We start from the raw sequence: 19,286 nt of genomic DNA on the forward strand, positions 1-19,286 counted from the left end.
GTAGGGTGCGTCAGACCGCATAAATCCTGTAAATAAACAGATTGTTGATATCTGACGTGGTTGGTGAGCTTGTCGAACCACACCCTATCAATGTGCCAGTTGCGTAAGTCCTGTATTTATGTCAACTTATAAATTTCACCCCTATTTACTAAGACTTCACCTGTTAGTAAATCTTTCACAGTTGCTAATAAAGTCCGTCGAGAATCTACCTCAAATAATACGGATATTCTATCAAATCCCGCTTCTCCTGGTGGGTTAAGTTTTGCCACACAAACCTGTTGATTTTGATTATTTAGGGAACGGTAACTTTCTTGATGTTGAAGAGTGCTAGAAGTCATTCTTCCCGCAGCATCAAAAGCAATTTCTGTTTGTGACATATCACCTAATTCACCAATATCTAAACGAAGAGTAGGGGGAGTAGGGGGCAATTTTTCTTTTTTCCTTCTTTCTTCTTTATTCCGACTCCCTTCTTCTTCTTTATTCCAACTCCTGACTCCTGACGAAGGGCGCAGGCCCTGCGCCCCTACCTCCTATTTCCTGAACGACGGCGGGGTCTTCTTTCTTGGTCTGCCCGTAAGCGCACACTAACTTCATTGAAAAAGTCTCTGCGGACATAAGGGTAATCACTTACCCACAAATCACGACTAGGAATATATATGTCGGTGAATTCTTCAATGGTGCTTAAATCAGAACTATTGGACATGACCACCATTTCAGCTATTTGTCCACGAGCAATTACTTTGTGAGCGTTACGTAGTGGAGCTTCAAACTCCACCGTAAATCCTGTGTCGTCGCCTATTTCTAAGTTAATCCGCTTTTCGCGGTTCTCGATGATGACTAATTCACCTTTACTATTAACGGTTTCTTGTTTACCCATCAACCGATCTGTAATCCACCAATCTAACACTCGTCCCCGAAAAAAGCCACTGTATTTGTATCGGCGGCATTTTCTATTGCGAATACTTGCTTGGAATATGGGATACCAAAGCCAAAAGAAACCGCCAAATACTCCAAAAAAGAATATTAATCCAAATTCTAATCTAAACAAGAATTGTATCAGCAGTAGTATAGCTAAGATAACTACAGAAATTAGTATCCGTTGCAAAAAACTGCTTACTTTCCCCCAATAGTATTTATATTGTGGTCCAGAGGCAATTAGGGGGATGATTTGTTCAAATTTTTGGCGAGTTAAGGGAACGAGCATATTTTACATTTTGGATTTTGGATTTTAGATTTTGGATTGGCTTTTGAAGTCAACTTTGATGAGGTTGAGAAAATTTTACTTCCCTCTATATTATTATTCTGACTCCTGACTCCTGACTTCTTCTTTTTAAAGTATTTTTTCTAGGCCATATACTAATGACTTTAGCTGATTAACTTTGCGAATGGCTAATATTACTCCTGGCATATAACAGGCGCGATCGCTGGTATCATGACGTAATGTATAAATTTGTCCTGCTGCGCCAAAAATTACTTCTTGGTGGGCAATTAGTCCTGGTAAGCGGACACTATGAATTCTAATCCCTTCGTCTGCTAAACTGCCTCTAGCTCCGGCTATTTTCTCCGTTTCTTCCACAATAGCAGGATTAAAAGTTTTACCCATTTCCGCTAATAGTTGAGCAGTTTGAATGGCTGTACCGCTAGGAGCATCAGCTTTTTGGTTATGATGGAGTTCGATAATTTCTACATGATCAAAATACTGGGAAGCTCTGACAGCAGCTTCTTGGAGTAGTACCATACCAATGGAAAAGTTAGGAATAACCAAACAACCGGTACTGGCTTTTTCGGCAAAATCGGCTAATTCTTCCAGTTGTGCTGGACTTAAACCTGTAGTTCCCACAACTGGACGAATTCCATAGGCGATCGCACTGCGAATATTATTATAAACTGCATCAGGATGGGTAAAATCAACTAATACCCCCGGTTGCATCTGTCTCTCCCCAGCCACATACGCCAACATTGGCTCTAATTGATTCGTAATTGGTACTTCCAATGGTTCACTTAAACCTGCCAATTCCCCCGCATCTTTACCTTGATGTTCAGCAGTTGTGTCAATTGCCCCCATTAAAGTCAAATCAGATACTGATGCTACGGCTTTAATTACTTCACGTCCCATTTTACCAGCAGCACCATTGACAATCACCGGAATAGAAGTTTGATTGCTCATAGATTAAACAATTATTTTTAATTCAACAAAGAAATTGTCTCACAAATCCAAGTTTTATAAAAACGAACTCGTCATTAACCTACAATGATGATTCGTTTTGTCCTAAGCAACTATCAATATTAGTGGATCTTGTCAAAAAAGTTAAGTAGCAATATAATTAAACTATTCTAGTATCATAGCTGCCATATTGTTTATATATCTAAAGTTAAATTTGCAGTAACTTGACAATTTAGACTCAGGAGTTAAAACTGTGGAAATACTCATTGAATCTACCAAGGATTTTGAAAAAGATTTAGAACAATTTAATGATACAGACAAATTCAAAATTATTAAAGAAATGAATCGGTATTTTGAAATCTTATCTCAGGATAAGATGTTATTTTATCAAAGTAGCGAACAACTCAGAAATCTTAAACTCAATCATTCCTATGATTCAACTATATATGCTTTGAAAATTAATAATGATCAAAGAGTGATTTTAACTATTGACGATGATCCAATTTTTGATTGTACAGTTATTACTTTATTTAGATTTGTTAAATTAGCAGATGCCCAAAAAGCATATAACGCAGTAGCTGAATTAATTTATCAAGATTTTACCGTCGAAGAAAATCAAGAATTAGAACCTCTTATTCTGGGAAATGGCACAAATTAAACCTCTATTAGATGAGTATGGTGTGATTTATGAAGCCATGAAAATTCTTCCAGAAGATTTGAAACTTAATTTTCTGCAATCTTTAGCAGAATTAGAAGATAATGAATGTCACAGAACCAGAAACTTTCCTAAAACTAGATTGCATAAAGTGACAGGTATTAAACAAGCTATTTACCGTGCTGACATTGATAAAATATCTGGTTGGCGAATTCATTTACAGTATATTGAAGGTAGAATTCATTTAAAAGACATTATTGGTGGTCAAGACCATGATAATGTTATTGAAGTGATTAAATCTAAAAAAGATAGATACGATTAAAATTACAAAATTTGGTTTTTTCTCATACCAATACTTAGATGATTTTATTTTAGGACTTATGCAAGTGTCACACTAAAAATTTGTTGTAGGGTGCGTCAGACCGCATAAATCCTGTAAATAAACAGATTGTTGATATCTGACGTGGTTGGTGAGCTTGTCGAACCACACCCTATCAATGTGCCAGTTGCGTAAGTCCTGTATTTATGTCAACTTATAAATTTCACCCCTATTTACTAAGACTTCACCTGTTAGTAAATCTTTCACAGTTGCTAATAAAGTCCGTCGAGAATCTACCTCAAATAATACGGATATTCTATCAAATCCCGCTTCTCCTGGTGGGTTAAGTTTTGCCACACAAACCTGTTGATTTTGATTATTTAGGGAACGGTAACTTTCTTGATGTTGAAGAGTGCTAGAAGTCATTCTTCCCGCAGCATCAAAAGCAATTTCTGTTTGTGACATATCACCTAATTCACCAATATCTAAACGAATCTCTTTTTGTCCATTATTTGCAACTTGCAGATTTAACCATTCTTGACTTTGACAAGGATATTTTTCACCCTTAGTAAATAAGCGATGATAAATATAACTTTTGCTATAACTTTCCCATAATCTAATTGCATAACTATGACGCAAAAAATCATCTATTTCGGTAATCTGCGTAATTGCTAATGCACCATGACAGACAGCATCAAAAGGTTTATTTAACTTTACTTTAGTTTTACCAAAATAAGAAATTATTAATTGTTGAACTGCGGGAATTAAACAACTTCCTCCCACTAATAAAACCTGTTCAATATCATTTTTACTAATACCCTTTCGCAAAGCAGAAGCCAAAACCTCATCTAAGGTATCTCGTAACTGTTGTAAAAACTGTCTATATTCTAAAATCTCTTCTAATTTTTCACGAGTAAGTTTTATTTCATCAGAAGTAAAAGATTCATCATCTAACCAACTTTCAGAAACAGATTGATTTTTTGATAATTGAATTTTTAACCTTTCCGCAATTTCTAATAAATTCTGATAACCAATTTTTCCTACTTGTTCCAGTGTTAAATTTCGAGAATGTAAATAATCATCAACTATCCAAACATCAATATCTTCACCACCTACATAAGCTTCCGATTTAGCTAAAACCTCAGCGCGTAAACTGTTATTTTCATCAGAATTAGTTACAGTTTTAACTAAGCTTAAATCGAGAGTTCCCCCACCAAAATCAACCACTAAAATTAACTCACCAGGACTTTTTACAGCATATCCTAAAGCTGCTGCTGTAGATTCATCAACAATGGAAACTTGAGGAACATTTAATTTTTGACCTAAATCTCGAAACCAATCTAAATAACGTTCAAAAGCACCAACGGGAACAGTAAAAATTAAATGACTAGGTTCGATATTTTGCTTTTTAATTTCTGTCCAAATAGTTTGGATAAACAACTCAGAAACAGAAACAGAATGATAATTTATACCATCAATTTGAATTGCTGGTGGTTGATAATCTCCAGCTAAATCACGTTTAAACTTTTTAAATAACCGTTCAGGAGGATAACTTTGAGAAAGTCCTAATCTTTGACTTCTAACACCTTCACCTAATATAATATTATTACCTGATTTAATAAACATTAAACTAGGAATAACCGGATATTCTAATCTTTCACCGTGAGAAGTCACACCCACAAATACACGAGATAAATTAGGAAAACGTAAACTTTTAGGTTGTTGAGTATCAGCTTCTAAAATACTAATTACAGTATTACTTGTACCAAAATCAATTGCAATAGTTGTCATAATTCATTAATCATTAATAGTAGGTTGGGTTGAGGAACGAAACCCAACATTAATTATCTATCTGTTTTGTTGGGTTGCGCTTCGCTTAACCCAACCTACGATATTATCATTTAATTATTATTAAAACCTACTGGTAGAGTGCGACTAACCTTAGCAGGATAGAGAACTTTATCACCATCTTGATAACCAATAAAACGAATATATACTAATTCCCCTTCTTGAATATCATCACTATCAGCTTGATGTAATTGGGGATTATAATTAACTTGTTCCCAGGTTTCTCCAATGACAGTATAACCCCAACTGGTAATTAAATTATCCAAAGATGTAAATAGAGAAACTAGGTTTTTAGCTGGTAATTCAGGTTTAGCTAAAGCTATTTTTTTGACTGTGGGATAGTTGCTGAGTAAAGTTTGTAATTGGGTAAATGTTTCGTTTTGAAAATCACTTTGTAATTGTTGAGATTGTTGTTTTAATTCCTCCCTGAGTCGTTGACATTGAATTTCTAAATCTTTAATCTTCTGTTCTGTGTCTGGAGGAGTTACAGATTGATTATTAATAAGTGTATCTTGATTATTTTCTAGGAATAATATCCGCAGAGTAATATAAACGATGATTACGAGAATTACAGCAAAAGCAATATTATTAATTTGTTCTAGCATATTATTTGTTTATGTAGTTTGTCTGCAAATCCCCGACTTTTTATTCTCGTTCCCAGTCTCCAGACTGGGAATGCAATCTTAGAGGTTCTACCTCTATTTTATCAGAAGAGGCAGAGCCTCTATATTGCATTCCTTGTCAGAGACAAGGAACGAGGAATTACTGTTGTTGTAAAGATTGATTTTCGGAAGTTGTAATTAACTCATCATCTTGATAATATTCCGGTAATAATTCCTGAGATTCTATTTCTCCCAAAGATTTTTCTAACCCTTTTGTAGTTTCCACACAACTAGAACCAGTTGCATTTAAAACCCGTTCCACAATTTTACCATCTTTACCAATGCGATATTCAATTTTTTGATATTCAGCCATAATAATTTTTCCTTTTTAATAATGTCAACAGATCAGAAATTAAACCCATCTACCAACTAAAACCCGCACTGTACCATCTGCTAAAACTTCCTCTTCCTCCACATTAAAACCCTCAGTTTGTATGGTTTCCATCAAAGTTTTATGGGCGTACTTTTGACTAATATTATTAATAAACTCCTGCTGATTAATTTTCGCACCCCAAAAATCAGCCACTAATTCATAACTTTCTCCACTTTTACGAAAACCTAAATCATAACCATTAGATTGCTTAATCACATATTCAGCATTAGTTTTATTACCCATATAACCCCGAACCTGAGTATTTTGTTCAACTTGATAACCCAACTCCTTTAATACTTGAAGTAGCACTTCACCCTGTTTAATTTGCACCTTGATAGTTGTAAAATGAGACATAGAAAATCAACTCCTTATGTATTTTTAACCCCTTTCCAAACCTCTCCCCTAATAGGAGAGAGGCTTATAGTAAATTAGTAGGGTGCGTCAGACAGAATAAATAACATAAAAAACAAATTTTTGATATCTGACGCACCCTACAGTTTTCCTTCGTGTCTTCGTGGTTCATTTTAATTAGTAAGGTGCGTCAGACAGAATAAATAACATAAAGAAACAAATTCTTGATATCTGACGCACCCTACAGTTTCCCTTCGTGTCTTCGTGGTTCATTAAAATTTATTAATCAACCTCCAAAGGACCCAAACCCTGCTGCTGAGAATAAACCTTCAACTCCTCAATTAACAGTGTATCATATAGAAGCCGTTCTTGCGCCAGCTTCCGCAGCCCAGCGTTTTAAACTAGTAATTTGTTCCTTAGCAATAGCCGCCAAAGGAACAGTTTCCGATACCGCCGCTAAAATATCTTCCGTGTTAAAATCCCGCCTATTACCATCTATTAAACTACCAAAAGCGCGGTGCATTCCATCAATAATTACCTGTTGAATTTCAGCACCGCTAAAGTTTTCGCTATGATTTGCGAGTCTTTGTAAATCAAAATCTCGCAGTCGGGAAGGACGGATTTTTTGCAAGTGGACTTTAAAAATATCATGGCGTTCTTGTTCTGTGGGTAAATTTAAAAAGAATATTTCATCAAATCGCCCTTTTCTTAATAACTCTGCTGGTAATATTTGCACATTATTAGCAGTAGCTACCATAAACACCGGACTGGTTTTTTCTTGCATCCAGGTAATTAGTGTACCAAATACCCGGCGCGATGTGCCAGAGTCACCATCTACACCACTATTAATATTACCAAATGCCTTATCTATTTCATCCATCCATAATACACAGGGTGATATTGCTTCTGCTAATTGTATCATTTGGCGAATGCGATTTTCACTTTCTCCCACTATTCCCCCAAATAATCTCCCCACGTCTAAACGTAACAATGGTAAACGCCATTGATATGCGATAGTTTTGGCTGATAATGATTTTCCTGTTCCTTGGATTCCTACTAATAAAACGCCTTTGGGGTTGGGGATTCCATAACGTCTTGCTTCTTCGGTAAAAGCATCTTGACGCATTCGCACCCACTGTTTGAGATTTTCCAAACCACCGACATCTTTTAATGATTCATTGGCGGTGTAAAATTCTAAGATTCCGGTTTGGCGAACTGCTTGTTTTTTCTCTTCTAAAACTCTATCAATATCTGTTTCGTTGACTTTTTCTTTTGCTACTAAAGCGGCGGCTAATACTCTTCTAATTCTGGCGCGACTTAATCCTTGACAGGCTTTGATTAATTGTTCTTTTCCTAGTCCATTTAAGTTAAGTTTTTCGGGGACTATTAATTGCTGAATTAAATAATCTATTTCTTGGATGTTGGGTAAGGGAAAATCAATTACTGTAATTTCTTCTTGTAGTTCTGGGGGAATGGTTAATATATGACTGGTGAGGATGAGGGTTTGGCGTGTGCGTTTGAGTTGACGGGTGAGGTTTTTGATAGCCCGAATTACGGGAGCATTTTTTTCTGTTTCGGGGTTTTTGAGGATAAAATGTATGTCTCGCAATACAAATATTGTGGTTGTATTTTCTGGGGTTTTGGTAATTCTTGATAATGCACCCATGACTGAACCTTTATCAGTTCCGTTGTCATCCCAACCGGTGACGATATCCCATAATAATAGTTGTCGTGGTGTCTGGGATATTTGGGTGAGTTGTTGGAGGACTTGTTCTATTGGTTCTTCTTCGACTCCGACTATATATAGTAGGGGATAGCGGGCGCGAAGCATGAGGTCTATTTGTTGGAGTAGTTGTTGATGGGGGTTATTCATTATGTATAAATGGGGGGGGTAGTTGTTAGTTTATTGGGTTTTTATTTCGCGCAAAGTTGCAAAGAAGCAAAGACGCAAAGAAGAAAATAAATGTCTGAATGAATAGCAATTTAAATTAATATAATTTGTCAATTCCAGAAATTTCATCTGTCAGAGTTTCTTTATTAACATTGGCTAAAAAAATTTTAGTTCCTGTTACATCAGCGCCTTCAAGATTTGTGCCTAAAAAACTTGTATTAGCAATAATGGCATTTTTAAGTTTTGCCCTAGATAAATTACCACCATCAAATTTAGTGTCAGTTAAATCAGCATTAGAAAAATCAGCAATCTCTGCATAAGCACTACTCAAATCTGCACCTTGAAGATTAGCATTAGAAAAATTAGCACAATACACGGAAGTCAATTTTGCACCTTGAAGATTAGCATTAGAAAAATTAGCATAATACACGGAAGTCAATTTTGCACCTTGAAGATTAGCATTAGAAAAATTAGCATAATGTAAATCTTGTCCACTCAAATCAACTCCTTCAAGACTAGGAATATACGTTTCTTCTTTTCTAAATTTATTCCATAGTCTAATTCCTAGATCACCAGCTTTTAACAAATTAACTGCCCTTTCTGTGGTCATTTTCAGATCAGGACTACTTGATATTTGATTTTCACCACCAAGCACAGCATCGTATTCTAGGGGTTGTTGTGGATTATTCATGATTCGTTAATGGTTAGTTTCGTGTATGCTGTATCTAAAATAGCATATTACTGTCAGAATCAGGACACCCTTCGGGAAGTCAAAAGTCAAAAGTCAAAAGTCAAAATTTTACATTTGTCTGAATCATGTGGTTACTGAGCGAAGTCGAAGTACAGGATTTAAGGATGTACAGGATGTGATTGTTTGATTATTGGTTAGGTGTTGATGATTAGTATGGAGAAAGGTTAATTTTCATGAAATTACTTTAATAATCAATACATCATTCACGTCTAGTAATCATGAAATAACAATCCTGTAAATCCTTTAATCCTGGTTATCCTGATTCTGACAAAATATTAAGTTAATAGTCATTAACCATCAAATAATCATCCTGTAAATCCTCTAATCCTGTACTTCGACTTCGCTCAGTAACCACCTGATTCAGACAAAATAGCCTCAATTTATAAACAATCAATATTCGCTTTGGCAAAATTCAGAATTTCTATAGTTCTTTGAATAATCAGATCCGCATCATCTTCTGTAATATTAGGATCAGTATTATAATCACCTCGTAAACGAGTTCTTTCTGCATCAATTAAATAACGATGAAATTCACGAGGAACTCGTTCTGTACGGGCAAATTTTTCTCCAAAAGCAGCAATAACGGCTGAATGTTTAGAATAAGCTAGTCCTTCCCCTTCTAAAAAAGCCGTAGCAATATAAAACATAGCATAATAACCGCGAGAAACAGCAAATTCAGCAAAACCTTTTTGGTTAAGTTCTACTGCTGCTTGTAAACTCCTCTCAGCTTTTTCTAACAATCTTTGTTGTTCATAATTCATATTACTAAACCATCTTTTCTAACATTACGAAAAAACCCACTATCATGATGTTTTAATTGTTCAGAATTAGCAAAAGCACAACTGATTAAAACATTATATTCTAGGCACAAATCAGCGATTAATTGACTAATTTTTTCACTTTCTTGGGAATAGTCAAAAACATCTTTTAACACAATTAAAATATCAATATCTGAATCTGGTTGTGCTGTTCCTCTAGCTTGTGAACCATATAAAATTAGTTTTTCTAACTGTTCTCCATAAAGTTGTTTTAACTTTTGCTGCACTTGGTTTAAAACAGTGGAAATAGGTTGATTTAGCATAATTTTTAATCAACGATTACTCTGAGTTAATAGTTACTTTGATGTATCCTATATTCAAAATAGCATATTATTGTCTGAATCAGGTGGTTATCGAGCGAAGTCGAGATAATGTCCATGATTTAAGGATGTAGAGGATGTGATTGTTTAATTAGAACAAGATGTTAACAATGCCTGATTCTTTAGTGATTGTCAATACTTCTCCTCTGCTATATCTTCATCAAGTTGGTTATTTAGAATTATTGCAGAAATTATATGGAGAAGTTTTCACACCTCCTCTGGTTATCCTAATTCTGACAAATTCATCATAATAGGTTCTTTGTTAGGAAGTTTAATAATAATTTCCATAGTTCCTCCTAAAGCATTAACAACATTACGCAGTGTATTTAATTCTAAACTTTGTCCAATTTCTAAATCAGATATTTCTCTTTGGGATAACTCTAAACTAGCAGCTAATTCTGATTGTGATAAACCCAGTTTTTCCCCCAAATGTTGAAGCGTAATTTCTTCTAACCTTATTTCAGAAGTTCTTACAGCAATAATTTCTTTCCTTTCTTGAGAAAGTTGATTTAATTCTTCAGATAAAGTTGTATATTTTTTCATGATTTTTCTTCCTTGAGTGTCTCCAAATATTCTCTATACCGTTTATCTGCTATGGGAATATTTTCTTTATACCATTTTTTATTACCAGCTTTGTTACCTCCAACTAATAAAATCGCTTGTCTTTTAGGATCAAATGCAAATAAAATCCGCCAGGGTTCTCCTTGATGTTGAATACGCAGTTCTTTCATATTGCTGAAACCAGAACCTTCTAAAGTATCAACTCTTGGTCTTCCTAAACTGGGTCCAAATTCTGCTAAAATACCTAATATAGCAAATGCTTCATTTTGAAATCCCTGTTCTTGTTGATAAAACCAATTTCTAAAATCTGGATCAAATATTATATTCCATTCCATAAATTCATTTAACTTATTCTAAGTAGGTGAACAAAATAAAAATGAGGGGTATTGCGTTTTATAAAATGGCTGAAACTCAATCAGAATATCGCATTGAGACAACTTTACATACCGTTACATACCTTTAAATTTTCCTGTTGACCTACTTATGTTATCTCAATCAGTTGTACATTGATCTGAATCAACTTTTGTTTAATATATCCTCTATTAAATATACCATATTTGGGTAATTTTGCTAGGTTTTTAGATAAATTTAATATTGTCAGAATCAGGATGTCCAGGATTTAAGGATGTACAGGATGTGATTGTTTGATTATTGGTTAGTTGTTAATGATTAGTATAGAGAAAAGTAAATATCTATGAAGTGAGATGTAAGAACCAATACATAAGTCTCATTTATCCACCATCAAATAACAATCCTGAAAATCCTTTAATCCTGGATATCCTGATTCTGACAATTTTATAATATCTGACAATATGTTACAATCGGAATTGAGAGAAACAGGAGCATAAAACTATGCCATTAATCAAAATACCAAGACATTATCTTGTATCTCAAGATGAAGATTCAATTACAGTAGATGTACCTGAATCAATGCTATTACATTGGAAAAAAGACTATGAAAAAATTATTCAAGCCAAAGGAATTTTAAAGCATAAAAAAGCAGCAATGTTAGCTCATTTAGATACTCTGCGTCAGGAATGGGAAGAATGAAATATCTTTATGATACCAATATTTTTATTTACTATCTAGCTGATGATATAACGGTTAATTCATGGTTTACAGAAGAGTTTTTGAATTTGCACGAAATTCTAGTTTCACCGATTATCCGCATTGAATTACTGAGTTTTGCCGGCTTATCAAAAGAAGAGGAACAGTCTATTGAAGATTTACTATCTCAGTTTAATACAGTTCCATTGTTACGAGAAATTGAAAGTCAGACAATCCAAATCAAACGACAATATAAAATTAAACTTCCTGATGCAATTATCGCCGCTACAGCAATAAATCAAGACGCATTTTTAGTAACAAGAAATGTCAGTGATTTTAAAGGAATTACTGGACTAAAGATTGAGAATCCTTTTGTTAGTTGATAATGGAGGAGGGTATGACTTTTATTAAGTTCTGCTGCTTGTAAACTCCTCTCAGCTTTTTCTAATATTATTGTCAGAATCAGGATGTCCAGGATTTAAGGATGTACAGGATGTGATTGTTTGATTATTGGTTGGTTGTTGATGATTAGTATAGAGAAAAGTGAATATTTATGAAGTGAGATGTAAGAATAAATATATAAGTAACAGCCATTAACCATCAAATAACCATCCTGTAAATCCTATAATCCTGGTTATCCTGATTTCGACAAAATACTATGCTTCGTGAAGCATCATCACACGCCTGGGAATAAATTCCCAGTCTCATAGCTAAAGTCCGTTAAAACGGACTAAATAAATTTTGCAATAATCATCCTGTTAATCCTCTAATCCTGTACTTCGACTTCGCTCAGTAACCGGATATCCTGATTCTGACAACATGACCTCAATTTATAAATAATCAATATTTGCTTTAGCAAAATTTAGAATTTCTATAGTTCTTCAAATAATCAAATCAGCTTCCGTAATGCTAGGAGCAGTATTACGGAGGGTGTCAAAATGTATACGAAACCATACATTGATTAAGTATATTCAACACTTGTGTTAATCTCAATCTATGTTATATGATCTGAGGCTTATTTAAGATGGAGATAAAAATACCAGGAACGAAAATAAGCGTTAGACTGAATAAATCATCCTAATATGGCTCTACATCACCCGTAATAGTGCCATATATACGTTTAACGAACTTGACTATAAACGAATTTAAGTTAGGCTGATAGGGTCTCAATTTTATCAAGTATAGTTCTGACAGATCGAGAAAGCCAAAATGTGAATTTTAGTAACTAAGTCTGTGATAACTACCTGATAAATTGAATAGTTTGATACTTCTTTAAGAATCGTTATCTACTAACCTGGACGAGTTAACTAATTAACGAACTCATGAAACACAAAAAATTGTAAAAACTATTCTACAATACCAGTTCATGAGAAAATCTAAAGAAAATATAAAATAAACTCAAATGACTGTGGTGTCTGGAGGGACAAGTGTTTTTAAGACTAGCAAACGAGCATAGACAATTTGTTCAAGATTTGGTAATGAATTTGCAAGCTTTAGCAGTTGTACTAGAGAGGTATGGTTATCCAGCTTCTTGTTATACTTGCGGCGACCAAATGAACAGTGCATCTTTTATGGTAAGCTTAGGCGATAATCATTTAATTCGTTTTTTAGTATCCGATTATGGGATTACTTGGACAGAAATGCGTGATGATCGAGAGTTAATGAAATTAGAGGGTGCAGAAGCAATTAATCAGTTAGAGGAACTAGCTACTCTTGTTAAAGAGGCGATGCGAAACTCTAAGGATACTGAACATTCATCTGCGAAGAGTAAACGGATTTTACAGAATGCAGTGGGAAGTGTGAAAACTCACCGATAATCCCCTGACACTATATTGGTATTTCAGGCTGCTATTTTCTGTTACCTGTGGGAGGATGAATATCTGCCTATAATATCTTTGTAAAATTACGCATTGTAGGGGCAAGACCCTTTCGGAAGCAAGCTATATAAATTGCCCCTATACTAATATAACCGGGCTTCACATAGACTTGGTGAAAATAGGGCTGTCCGTTGATTTGGTAATTTTTGGTATATTAATATTAACTTCTAAAAAATCATTATCTTTGAGAATCTGATAGAGATTGACATCTTTCTCTAACAAACACGCATGGCCGCTATGTGGTAGGATCAATGTCTGAGTGTTTGGTAAAATATTTGCCAATCTGGTGATTTCACTCACAGAAGGTAATAAGCGATCGCTGCCACTGCCAATGAGTAAAATTGGTTGTGTTAGCTCTTGTAGCTCTTTGCTATCAACATGGAAATCTCGCAGTAGGGATAAGCGCCAATTTACGGTTTCTGATGGTAGAGAACGCATAGCTGTAAGTAGTGTATAGCGATCGCTTGGAGCAATCCGTTCTAATGATGCTAGAAACGGTAACAAACCCAATGCACCAACATTAAATAGAAATGATGGTACAAACTGAGTAGCTGGGGATATCCAATTAAGCCAAAATTGCTGCTGCAAAGCCGAAGCAGGATTAATTAAGATAATACGTTTGAATAACTGCGGTGACTGGATTGCGACTTGTATTGCTAAACAACCACCAAAAGATTCACCACATAGATATATTGTCCGTTGACAACTTTTTTCTAACTCAGCGTGAACCAAGTCCAAAACATTCTTCGCTAAAACATCCCAACTGGCCAGACAGTTTTTGGGTATGGCCAAGCAACGAATATCTAAACTAGAGGCTAATTCTGGGATTTGAGATTGCAATAACTCGCCAGTCCCGTCCATACCTGGCAAATAGATAAATAAGGGAGAATCCGATTGTACTGGATTTGGCGTTAAAAAACAAGGTTTAGGATCAACTACTGGCATTTTACTTATTTTTATTCATCTACTGTATCTTTAACTTTACCCTTTTCAGTATCAAGATAGGGATTGTGACGAAATTTTCATCTTTTCTCATTTGTCTAAAATCAACCTTTCCAGATAATAAATCATCCACTCTGAAACCATAATTACAGAATTTATAGCAATTTGTATTCATCATATATAAGTATGTGATTCAGCATTCATCTGATAGACCTTAGCTAAATACTTCGAGTAAATTTCTAATAGTTAGTTCAATGATTAATGGATTGAAAATTTCCGAACAAGGCTCGCTAACTTAGGAATTTCTAGAACAAAAACTGAGTAAATTACTCAAAATTGAAACTAACAGTTTGGTCACTTATTACTGAGAACATCTAATATGCAAAATTATATCCACAGAATTAGTTATATCGCTAGAGTTTCAGTTAGTGTATTCTCTGTAACTACTAAGGAAAGAAACAGGTTTTACCATGATTATTAGTAAATACTTTCGTAAGCTATCAGCCGTCAGCGAACAGCTATCAGCAAGAATTGAATTGATCAGCATTCTGAATATTAGTCAGTTTCCCCATTTCAAAACGCCGAAAATCTGGTTTTAGCTGACCGCTGATAGCTGAATGCTTACGTTGTCAGTCTCCCCACTTCAAAACGCAGAAAATCCGGTTTTAGCTGACTGCTGACCACTGATAGCTGAATGCTTAGATACTTTCTCTGATTTAGTCAAAAATCAGATGGATTTATAGAAGTAATTAAACAATTCTTCAGTCCATAAACTTGTTATCCATCGCCAGGAGTTTGAAAAAACAGTAGCAATGTTATATAATTACGTAGTTTTGTCTAGATCATCTAGATTATTAATAGAGAAAACTGATTAATAATTTGCTTTTATAGTCCATGAATCTTGTGAATAAAACAGAAAAGACTTTTGCACTGACCACACCACTATACTATGTCAATGATGTTCCCCATATTGGCAGTGCTTATACAACTATAGCAGCGGATGTAGTCGCCAGATTTAATCGCTTACAGGGGCATCAAGTGCTACTAATTACAGGTACAGATGAACACGGGCAAAAAATTCAGCGTTCAGCAGCAAATTTAGGAAAAGCACCACAAGATTTTTGTGATGAAATTGTTCCTAGTTTTCTTAACCTGTGGGATTTACTCGATATTCAATATGATCGCTTTAGTCGGACTACAGCACCCCGTCACCAAGCGATAGTTAAAGAGTTTTTTGGGCGAGTTTGGGAAACTGGTGACATCTACCAAGGACAACAGAAAGGTTGGTACTGCGTTTCCTGTGAAGAATTCAAGGAAGAACGGGACTTACTCCCAGACAAACACTGTCCCATTCATACTAACAAACAAGTAGAGTGGCGAGACGAGCAGAACTATTTCTTTCGCTTGTCTAAATATCAAACCCAATTAGAGGAGTTTTACCAATCCCACCCAGATTTTATCCAACCTGTCAGCAGACGAAATGAAGTTTTCAATTTTGTCGCTCAAGGTTTACAGGATTTTTCGATTTCGCGGGTAAATCTTGATTGGGGTTTTCCTGTCCCTGTGGATTCTCAACATACATTGTATGTATGGTTTGATGCTTTGCTGGGTTATGTAACAGCATTGTTAGAACCAGATGCAGAAGCAACTCTAGCTAATGCTTTACAAACATGGTGGCCGATTAACCTGCACTTGATTGGTAAAGATATTTTACGCTTTCATGCTGTGTACTGGCCAGCAATGTTGATGTCAGCGGGTTTACCTTTACCAGACAGGGTATTTGGACATGGTTTTTTAACTAAAGATGGTCAAAAAATGGGGAAGACTTTAGGTAATACCCTTGATCCTATTACTTTAGTGGAAAATTATGGTAGTGATGCCGTTCGTTATTACTTCCTTAAGGAAATCGAATTTGGGAAGGATGGCGATTTTAATGAAATAAGGTTCATTAATGTTTTGAATGCAGATTTGGCAAATGATTTAGGTAATTTGTTAAATCGGACTTTAAACATGGTGAAGAAATACTGTGCTAGTCAAGTACCGTCCATTAACCAATCAGCTATTCCCATTGAAAATCCTTTGAAAGCAATGGGGTTAGAGTTGGGAGAAAGGGTGAAACAAGCCTACACAGCATTAGCTTTTAATGAAGCCTGTCACTATGTTTTATCTCTGGTACAAGCCAGTAATAAATTTATTGATGATCAAGCCCCTTGGTCATTATATAAACAGGGTAAACAGTTAGAAGTGGAGATGGTGCTATATGCGGTTCTGGAATCTGTCAGACTAGCAGCTTATCTTCTCTCCCCAATTATTCCTAATATCAGCAGTGATATTTATCAGCAATTAGGCTGGGGGATTAATTTTAATGAACAAAAAGAAAGTGTAATTTTAGCTCCTTTTTGTACCCACTCAACATGGGGAATATTATCCGATCAACAAATATTGGGAACACCAAAACCAGTTTTTAAACGGATAGAAACATCAAAATAAAAGATTAATTTTGGGAACTGCGAATTTCTTAAAAAACCAAAGAATTCGGGGAACAGGGAACAGGGAATAGGGAACAGGGAATAATAGTTATCTAATATTGATCTTTACTCTTGCCTCTTGCCTCTTGCCTCTTGCCTTCTGATAGCGTTCACGTAGTGTGCCGTTCGCGGTAGCGTGCCGGAGGCATCAGGCATAGCGTGGCGTTAGCCATAATCCTGAATTCTTATCATAACCAACTCTAACAAGTAGATAGTTAGAACTTTCTATCATAACAGGGATAACAACACAAGGTATGACAACAATGTTGAACAATTTTGAAAACGACTCAATATTCACGCCAGAACAGGTTTTGGAAAATCGGGGTCGGGTGGCTATCTTTATTGATGGCTCAAACTTATTTTATGCGGCGCTCCAATTAGGAATCGAAATTGATTACACTAAGTTATTGTGCCGGTTGACTGGGGGATCAAGACTATTACGGGCTTTTTTCTATACAGGTGTAGATCGGACAAATGAGAAGCAACAGGGCTTTTTGTTGTGGATGCGTCGTAACGGTTATCGGGTGATTGCTAAGGATTTGGTACAATTACCAGATGGCTCTAAAAAAGCTAACTTAGATGTAGAAATAGCTGTTGATATGATGGCATTGTGCGATTCCTATGATACCGCAGTTTTAGTCAGCGGTGACGGCGATTTGGCTTATGCTGTCAATTCTGTGAGCTATCGTGGGGTGAGGGTAGAGGTGGTGAGCTTGCGTTCTATGACTAGTGATAGTTTAATTAATGTGAGCGATCGCTATATTGATTTAGAAGCCATCAAAGAAGATATCCAAAAAACTCCCCGTCAAAGTTATCCATATCGGCCATTGTCTAGTATGGGCTTTTTAGACGATCCTAGAGATAGTAGTAGACATCTAGAAGTTCCAGAATAATGCAACATTCACAAGCTAGGGAGAATGGAAGACAAGATGAAAAACATCAGAGGGGAATTAAAAATCATTCTCCCTACTTCTATTCGTTTTTGGGGTTAACATTACCAACTAATTGGTTTTACCTGCCTTTGATATTATGTTTAGGTTTATGCTTATCGAGTTGCGGTAATCCATCACCTACCCAATCAAAACCTGATCCTTTATCTCCAAAAGATGATGAAACTAAGGTAACTTTTTTTGGGATTGTTTTTGAACAATTTGATGAGGTAGGTAGACCAATTTGGAAAGTTAAAGCTAAAGAGGCAAAATATACTAAAGATAAACAGATAGGTCAGGCGGAAAAACCCGAAGGAGAACTTTACCAAGATGGAAAAGTTGTCTACCAAATTAAAGCAGAAAAAGCTAACATTAAGCAAGATGGTAAACAACTATTTCTTCAAGGTAAAATTGTCGCTACCGATCCCCGTAATGGGATTGTCTTTAGAGGTAATGAGTTAGAATGGCGACCTCAAGAAGATTTGTTAATTGTTCGCAATCAGTTAAATGGTAGTCACAAACAATTACAAGCTGTAGCTCAAGAAGCAAAAATTAAGACTCGTGAACAACGGGTAGAATTTTCAAGAGGAGTAGTTGCTAAATCCACAGATCCACAGTTACAAATGCGAACTGAGCATTTAATGTGGCATATTAAGGAGGAGAAATTATTTAGCGATCGCCCTATTCAAATAGAAAGATATAAAGATAACAAAATTACTGCACGTGGTGACGGTAACGCCGCAGAAATTAATTTAAAAACTCAAATTGCTACTCTCAAACCACAGGCAAAATTAGAGTTAATAGCTCCACCGATGCAAATTAATAGTAACTCTATAATCTGGAATATTAACCAAGAAAATATTACCACAAATTCTCCTATTCGCATATTCCAAGCTGTTGAGAATGTGACTGTCACCGCTAATCAGGGAAAAATGAACATACCAGAAAACACGGTGTATCTCACTGGTAATGTTAATGCGGTTGGGCAACGTAGTCAGTCTTTAAAATCAAATCAACTAACTTGGTATTTAGATAAAAAATTGCTAGAAGCTCAAGGAAATATAATTTATCGTCAAATTGAACCAAAACTAACTTTTCAAGGAGAAACAGCCGTCGGTAATTTAGAAACAGAAAATATTGTTGTTAAAGGTGGTAATTCTGCCAACAGCAGAGTAGTTACAGAAATTATTCCCCAGGAGGGAAGGTAGGGGGAGTTGGGGGAGTGGGGGAAGTAGAGGGAGTGGGCATTC

The 19,286-nt window shown here is 35.5% G+C and carries 22 protein-coding genes; 8 read left to right on the forward strand and 14 right to left on the reverse strand.

Translation table 11 applies throughout. From position 1 onward, the window contains the following. Positions 1-116 precede the first annotated feature (116 nt). The 3 genes from FJR05_RS10675 to dapB form a co-directional block, all read right to left on the reverse strand. Entirely contained in the window at positions 117-428 is a 312-nt protein-coding gene (locus FJR05_RS10675) for a hypothetical protein (protein WP_174783662.1), read from the reverse strand. Between the two features lie 95 nt (positions 429-523). Beyond that, on the reverse strand, positions 524-1,204 hold the full coding sequence (locus tag FJR05_RS10680; RefSeq protein ID WP_168644081.1) for a phosphate ABC transporter permease: 681 nt from the start codon (positions 1,202-1,204) through the stop codon (positions 524-526). A gap of 126 nt (positions 1,205-1,330) precedes the next feature. Further along, positions 1,331-2,167, reverse strand: a complete 837-nt coding sequence (dapB, locus tag FJR05_RS10685) for a 4-hydroxy-tetrahydrodipicolinate reductase (protein WP_168644082.1) — start codon at positions 2,165-2,167, stop codon at positions 1,331-1,333. 250 nt (positions 2,168-2,417) lie between these two features. Here dapB and FJR05_RS10690 point away from each other — a divergent pair, with 250 nt between their 5' ends. Both FJR05_RS10690 and FJR05_RS10695 read left to right on the forward strand, forming a co-directional pair. Next, complete coding sequence (locus tag FJR05_RS10690) at positions 2,418-2,822, forward strand: hypothetical protein (protein ID WP_168644083.1); 405 nt, start codon at positions 2,418-2,420, stop codon at positions 2,820-2,822. After that, positions 2,809-3,141, forward strand: coding sequence for a hypothetical protein (locus FJR05_RS10695; RefSeq protein ID WP_168644084.1), 333 nt, complete (start codon positions 2,809-2,811; stop codon positions 3,139-3,141). The genes FJR05_RS10690 and FJR05_RS10695 overlap by 14 nt, the downstream gene beginning before the upstream one ends. A 201-nt stretch (positions 3,142-3,342) precedes the next feature. On the opposite strand, the gene FJR05_RS10700 is transcribed toward FJR05_RS10695, so the two are convergent. From FJR05_RS10700 to FJR05_RS10745, 10 genes are all read right to left on the reverse strand, one after another. Next, positions 3,343-4,929 carry an Hsp70 family protein gene (locus FJR05_RS10700; protein ID WP_168644085.1) on the reverse strand — a complete coding sequence of 529 codons (1,587 nt, stop codon included), beginning with the start codon at positions 4,927-4,929 and terminating at the stop codon, positions 3,343-3,345. A gap of 110 nt (positions 4,930-5,039) precedes the next feature. Next, positions 5,040-5,591, reverse strand: coding sequence for a nucleotide exchange factor GrpE (locus FJR05_RS10705; RefSeq protein WP_168644086.1), 552 nt, complete (start codon positions 5,589-5,591; stop codon positions 5,040-5,042). 157 nt (positions 5,592-5,748) lie between these two features. Beyond that, positions 5,749-5,961 carry a DUF2997 domain-containing protein gene (locus FJR05_RS10710; RefSeq protein ID WP_071188455.1) on the reverse strand — a complete coding sequence of 71 codons (213 nt, stop codon included), beginning with the start codon at positions 5,959-5,961 and terminating at the stop codon, positions 5,749-5,751. A 39-nt stretch (positions 5,962-6,000) separates the two neighbouring features. Continuing rightward, entirely contained in the window at positions 6,001-6,375 is a 375-nt protein-coding gene (locus FJR05_RS10715; protein ID WP_168644087.1) for a DUF1257 domain-containing protein, read from the reverse strand. 349 nt (positions 6,376-6,724) lie between these two features. Then, on the reverse strand, positions 6,725-8,245 hold the full coding sequence (locus FJR05_RS10720; RefSeq protein WP_217385570.1) for an AAA family ATPase: 1,521 nt from the start codon (positions 8,243-8,245) through the stop codon (positions 6,725-6,727). A 115-nt stretch (positions 8,246-8,360) separates the two neighbouring features. Continuing rightward, complete coding sequence (locus FJR05_RS10725; protein ID WP_168644088.1) at positions 8,361-8,954, reverse strand: pentapeptide repeat-containing protein; 594 nt, start codon at positions 8,952-8,954, stop codon at positions 8,361-8,363. A 440-nt stretch (positions 8,955-9,394) separates the two neighbouring features. Then, positions 9,395-9,775: a HEPN domain-containing protein gene (locus FJR05_RS10730; RefSeq protein ID WP_168644089.1), complete on the reverse strand. Its 381-nt coding sequence runs from the start codon at positions 9,773-9,775 to the stop codon at positions 9,395-9,397. Further along, positions 9,772-10,095, reverse strand: coding sequence for a nucleotidyltransferase domain-containing protein (locus FJR05_RS10735; RefSeq protein WP_168644090.1), 324 nt, complete (start codon positions 10,093-10,095; stop codon positions 9,772-9,774). Before FJR05_RS10735 ends, FJR05_RS10730 begins: the two co-directional genes overlap by 4 nt. Before the next feature lie 279 nt (positions 10,096-10,374). Next, positions 10,375-10,695 (reverse strand): helix-turn-helix domain-containing protein, encoded by a 321-nt coding sequence (locus tag FJR05_RS10740; protein WP_168644091.1) that lies wholly within the window; start codon positions 10,693-10,695, stop codon positions 10,375-10,377. Then, entirely contained in the window at positions 10,692-11,048 is a 357-nt protein-coding gene (locus FJR05_RS10745; protein ID WP_168644092.1) for a type II toxin-antitoxin system RelE/ParE family toxin, read from the reverse strand. The genes FJR05_RS10740 and FJR05_RS10745 overlap by 4 nt, the downstream gene beginning before the upstream one ends. 517 nt (positions 11,049-11,565) lie before the next feature. Here FJR05_RS10745 and FJR05_RS10750 point away from each other — a divergent pair. The 3 genes from FJR05_RS10750 to FJR05_RS10760 all read left to right on the forward strand — a co-directional run bounded on the left by FJR05_RS10750 (position 11,566) and on the right by FJR05_RS10760 (position 13,577). Then, complete coding sequence (locus FJR05_RS10750) at positions 11,566-11,763, forward strand: hypothetical protein (RefSeq protein WP_039200944.1); 198 nt, start codon at positions 11,566-11,568, stop codon at positions 11,761-11,763. Then, positions 11,760-12,143, forward strand: a complete 384-nt coding sequence (locus tag FJR05_RS10755) for a type II toxin-antitoxin system VapC family toxin (protein WP_168644093.1) — start codon at positions 11,760-11,762, stop codon at positions 12,141-12,143. The genes FJR05_RS10750 and FJR05_RS10755 overlap by 4 nt, the downstream gene beginning before the upstream one ends. A gap of 1,044 nt (positions 12,144-13,187) precedes the next feature. Further along, positions 13,188-13,577, forward strand: a complete 390-nt coding sequence (locus tag FJR05_RS10760; protein ID WP_168644094.1) for a DUF1815 family protein — start codon at positions 13,188-13,190, stop codon at positions 13,575-13,577. Between the two features lie 159 nt (positions 13,578-13,736). On the opposite strand, the gene FJR05_RS10765 is transcribed toward FJR05_RS10760, so the two are convergent. Continuing rightward, complete coding sequence (locus FJR05_RS10765) at positions 13,737-14,582, reverse strand: alpha/beta fold hydrolase (RefSeq protein WP_168644095.1); 846 nt, start codon at positions 14,580-14,582, stop codon at positions 13,737-13,739. 891 nt (positions 14,583-15,473) lie between these two features. On the opposite strand from FJR05_RS10765, the gene metG reads away from it, so the two are divergent. The 3 genes from metG (at position 15,474) to lptC (ending at position 19,244) form a co-directional block, all read left to right on the forward strand. Next, the gene (metG, locus tag FJR05_RS10770) at positions 15,474-17,069 is read left to right on the forward strand and encodes a methionine--tRNA ligase (RefSeq protein ID WP_168644096.1); all 1,596 of its coding nucleotides are present in this window, start codon (positions 15,474-15,476) and stop codon (positions 17,067-17,069) included. A 301-nt stretch (positions 17,070-17,370) separates the two neighbouring features. Then, positions 17,371-18,000, forward strand: a complete 630-nt coding sequence (locus FJR05_RS10775; protein WP_096664423.1) for an NYN domain-containing protein — start codon at positions 17,371-17,373, stop codon at positions 17,998-18,000. Continuing rightward, positions 18,000-19,244 (forward strand): LPS export ABC transporter periplasmic protein LptC, encoded by a 1,245-nt coding sequence (gene lptC, locus FJR05_RS10780; protein WP_168644097.1) that lies wholly within the window; start codon positions 18,000-18,002, stop codon positions 19,242-19,244. The genes FJR05_RS10775 and lptC overlap by 1 nt, the downstream gene beginning before the upstream one ends. Positions 19,245-19,286: the final 42 nt, after the last annotated feature.

The sequence above is a fragment of the Dolichospermum sp. UHCC 0259 genome (genome assembly GCF_009711935.1).
Taxonomy (GTDB): domain Bacteria; phylum Cyanobacteriota; class Cyanobacteriia; order Cyanobacteriales; family Nostocaceae; genus Dolichospermum.